The organism is Methanocalculus sp. (genome assembly GCF_029762515.1).
In the GTDB taxonomy this organism is placed as follows: domain Archaea; phylum Halobacteriota; class Methanomicrobia; order Methanomicrobiales; family Methanocorpusculaceae; genus Methanocalculus.
The window spans coordinates 1-3,628 of sequence record NZ_JARVGN010000241.1; the positions used below are offsets into that span (position 1 = coordinate 1).

Genomic DNA, 3,628 nt, shown 5'->3' on the forward strand with positions numbered 1-3,628 from the left:
AAAAGAATTGAATTCGTTAACCCGGAGAAGATCAAAAATTCCGGAGAAAAATATCCAGATCCGAGAGTTAATACTCAATAATTTAGGTTTCGAAGAATCAGAATTACCTTTCATTGGCGAACTGCTCCAGATCAAACCCGAAGAGAAGAAGTGGGAGGGGGCCATTGAACATGTTCTCCACAGTTTCGGATTAAGCATCCTCGTTGCGGAACGAGATTACCGGGAAGTCAGCTCATTTGTTGATAAGACGAATCTCAAAGGAAAAATCGTATACTATAAGATCCCTGAGCGGTTGACATACCCAAAACAAAAAGAGCCGGAGAAGAATTCTTTAATCGGCAAAATCGATATTAAAGCAGATTCCGAGTTTTCTAAATGGATCTCAATGGAATTGTTCGACCGATTCAATTTCATCTGTTGTGAATCGATCGAGCAGTTCCAGAAAGAAACAAGAGCGATTACATTAAATGGGCAGATCAAAGGAAATCGTGGGCGCCATGAGAAAGATGATGGGAAAAGCATCCACGATCAACGGTATCATATTCTGGGATGGAACAATCAAGAGAAGATAAGCCGCATCAAACAGGGAATTGCCAATCTGGAGAAAGAGATCAAGGATACTGATGAAAGAAAATCCAAGATAGAGGAGAAAAGGAAGTTTCTGGATACTCGGAAGACATACTCTCACGATTTGCTCAAATTCAAGGAGTATTCTGAAATAGACTGGAAAAAAAGCGCCCAAGAGATCGAGAAGTGCAAAGCGGAGATAGATGAGATTAAAAAAACCTCTGATATCCTCAAAACACTCAAAGCAAATCTGGAAAGAATTAGTGCTGAGATTAAGGCCAGTACTGATGAGAATAGTGAGCTTCTAAAGCAGGTCGGGGAGACCGAATCAAGAATCAGGGACTATGAACAGAGTTTGCTCGAATGTAAAAAAATACTATCCGAGCAACCTCTGGAATCGGCGCAAGACTTGATGCCAATAATATTTAGTATATTACCTGACGAAAATTTTACCATCAAGAACATTGATGCAGGACGAGATAGCGCTAGAAGTGCCCTTACTCAAATGTTTGATGAAAATTCAAAACATGAAGGAATTGTAAGCCGTGCCATTATTACCAAGATGAATAATTTTAATCATGAATATCCAGAAGACACCTTTGAAATGATCGCAGCAATCGAGTCGATTTTAGAATATCAAAAGTTCTATGATAAACTAAAAACCGAAGACCTCCCCCGATATGAACAGAGATTCAAAGAGCAACTCAATGAAGGGACAATAAACGATATAGCAATGTTCAAGAGCCATCTCGAAGATAACGCCAAGCAGATCGAGAAGAACATCAAAACAATCAATGAATCATTGCGGGAGATTGATTACAGCCTTGGCACTTACATTGAGTTATTGTCTGAAAAAATTTCAGATGTTGAAATCACTGATTTTAAGATCCAATTAAAAAATTGTCTGGAGGGAACAATATCAGGCGAAAAGGATGTATATAGCGAGGAAAAATTCAACCAAGTAAAAACAATCCTCGATCGGTTCAATAGTGGAAATACTGCTGATATCAATTGGACGAATAAGGTGACTGATGTGAGAAATTGGTTTTCATTTTCTGCAATGGAAAAATATTCAGTTGATGGTTCAGATAAGGAATTTTATAGCGATTCTTCTGGAAAATCTGGAGGGCAAAAAGAGAAACTTGCATTGACAATTCTCGCTTCCGCACTGGCATATCAGTTCGGCCCTGCCGGGGATAAGCCAAAATCAAAATCATTCAGGTTTGTTATAATCGATGAAGCGTTTAGTCGCGGCTCAGATGAGAGCACAAGATATGGAATGGATTTATTCAAAAAGTTGGATCTGCAACTTTTAATGATCACTCCGCTACAAAAAATCCATGTTATTGAGAATTATATCAACTGTGTTCATCTGGTATCAAATGAGACTGGAAATAATTCAATGATACGGGATATTTCAATTCAGGAATATCACGAGATGAAAAACAAACAGGTAGCTATTAGCAATTAGAATGATTCAACCAGATCAAATTAGAAGAGATGCTCTTCGTTGGTATTACGAGTTCTTAAGCAAATCAGTAGAAGGGCAACCGTTTTTCCCAAAAGACATCCGCTTTGGTAAGGTAAAGCCCTCTGACACTCTGAAAGAGTTCTCTACGATTCGAAAAGAGATCGAATATTTATATCAGAACTCGAAGGAAAGTATTGGTTATGGTTACCGAATTGAATTTGTTAAGATAAAAAATCAAAAAATAGGGGAGCAATCATTTCCTGCTCGAATTTTTTTTGAAGATCAGTCTGATTATCTGAGGTATATTCGAAAGGGGCAAGAATTTGAGAAATTCATTAAGACTTCCGAAAAAATAATTGCTGAATTCCCTGAATTGAAGCAGTGGATCATAAATAATCCTCAAAAAATTATTGATAATTTTGGCAAATGGGACGATCTGATTAAAGTCTGCAATTACTTTGTTAAGAACCCAAAGCCACATATCTATGTAAGAGAGTTGCCGCTGGATATATCAACGAAATTTGTTGAAACAAATCAAACAATACTCCGGGCGCTTCTTGATATCCTGATCGAACGCCACGTAAATGCAGACGAAACCAATTTTGAGAAAAGGTTCAATCTGAAGTATAATGAAAAATTGATCCGGGTAAGAATTCTCGATAAGAAGATTTCTCATGATTTGTTCTCTGGCGTGGACGATATTAGCATACCCCAATCCCAATTTGATACGCTGAAAATCCCATGTAAAAGGGTATTTGTCCTTGAAAACCGCACAAATTTTTCGAACATATTTAATTTCCTGACATTACCCGATCTGGCAGAATCGATAGCAATTTTCGGGAAAGGATTTCAGATTGGATTGTTGAAAAGCGCTGAATGGCTATCGGATAAACAAATTGCCTACTGGGGTGATATAGATGCTCACGGTTTCCAGATTCTGTCTCAAATAAGAGGATACTTCCCCCAAACACAATCCTGTATGATGGATTTTGAAACGTTTAATGCTTTTAAGGATCTGTCGATAACTGGAATTGATACAAAGGTATCTGAACTCGATCATTTGAATCCGGAAGAACACCAACTTTTTACATACTTACTGAATCAAAATGAGAGAAACCGCCTAGAGCAGGAAAAGATTCCACATTCCTATGCTATTAAGAAAATTTTAGAAATTACTAAAGACAATCTTTAGTATCTGTTTTTGTCTTTTATGTTTCTGAATCGATCAACAGGTATCTACCAATTTTCCGCTCGCATCATATAAAAATGCCGTATCCCCGTCATTATTCCGGACATACTGGCTCGTCCAGTATAGGTCGGTCGATGTGTCACTCATCCCCTTTGCATCCGGACCGGAATGGATCTTTACAGATGCGCCCGGACCGAGCGTGAACGAGGAGAACGTATAGGTGTGCGTCACTCCATCATCCTCAATCCTCCACCCATTCAGCGAGACCGACGACGATCCCAAGTTAGTGATCTCCACCCATTCGTCACCTAGCGAGAGGCCGGAGATCTCCACCGAAAAGCTTGGACTTTAAGTGGGCGCGACTGTTGTCAGCGCTGGGGTCGGTGTTGGGGTCGGCGTCG

Annotated in this window: 3 protein-coding genes; 2 read left to right on the top strand and 1 reads right to left on the bottom strand. The window is 39.2% G+C overall.

What is annotated here, in order from left to right; all coding sequences use genetic code 11:
- Both QCH34_RS08820 and QCH34_RS08825 read left to right on the top strand, forming a co-directional pair.
- Positions 1 to 2,038 (top strand): SbcC/MukB-like Walker B domain-containing protein (locus QCH34_RS08820; protein WP_300332992.1); only part of this gene is annotated, 2,038 nt, incomplete at its 5' end.
- Position 2,039: 1 nt separating this feature from the next.
- Entirely contained in the window at positions 2,040 to 3,230 is a 1,191-nt protein-coding gene (locus tag QCH34_RS08825; RefSeq protein WP_300332994.1) for a Wadjet anti-phage system protein JetD domain-containing protein, read from the top strand.
- A gap of 33 nt (positions 3,231 to 3,263) precedes the next feature.
- Here the strand turns inward: QCH34_RS08825 and QCH34_RS08830 are convergent, their stop codons facing one another.
- The gene (locus tag QCH34_RS08830) at positions 3,264 to 3,560 is read right to left on the bottom strand and encodes a lamin tail domain-containing protein (protein ID WP_300332997.1); all 297 of its coding nucleotides are present in this window, start codon (positions 3,558 to 3,560) and stop codon (positions 3,264 to 3,266) included.
- Positions 3,561 to 3,628 lie beyond the last annotated feature (68 nt).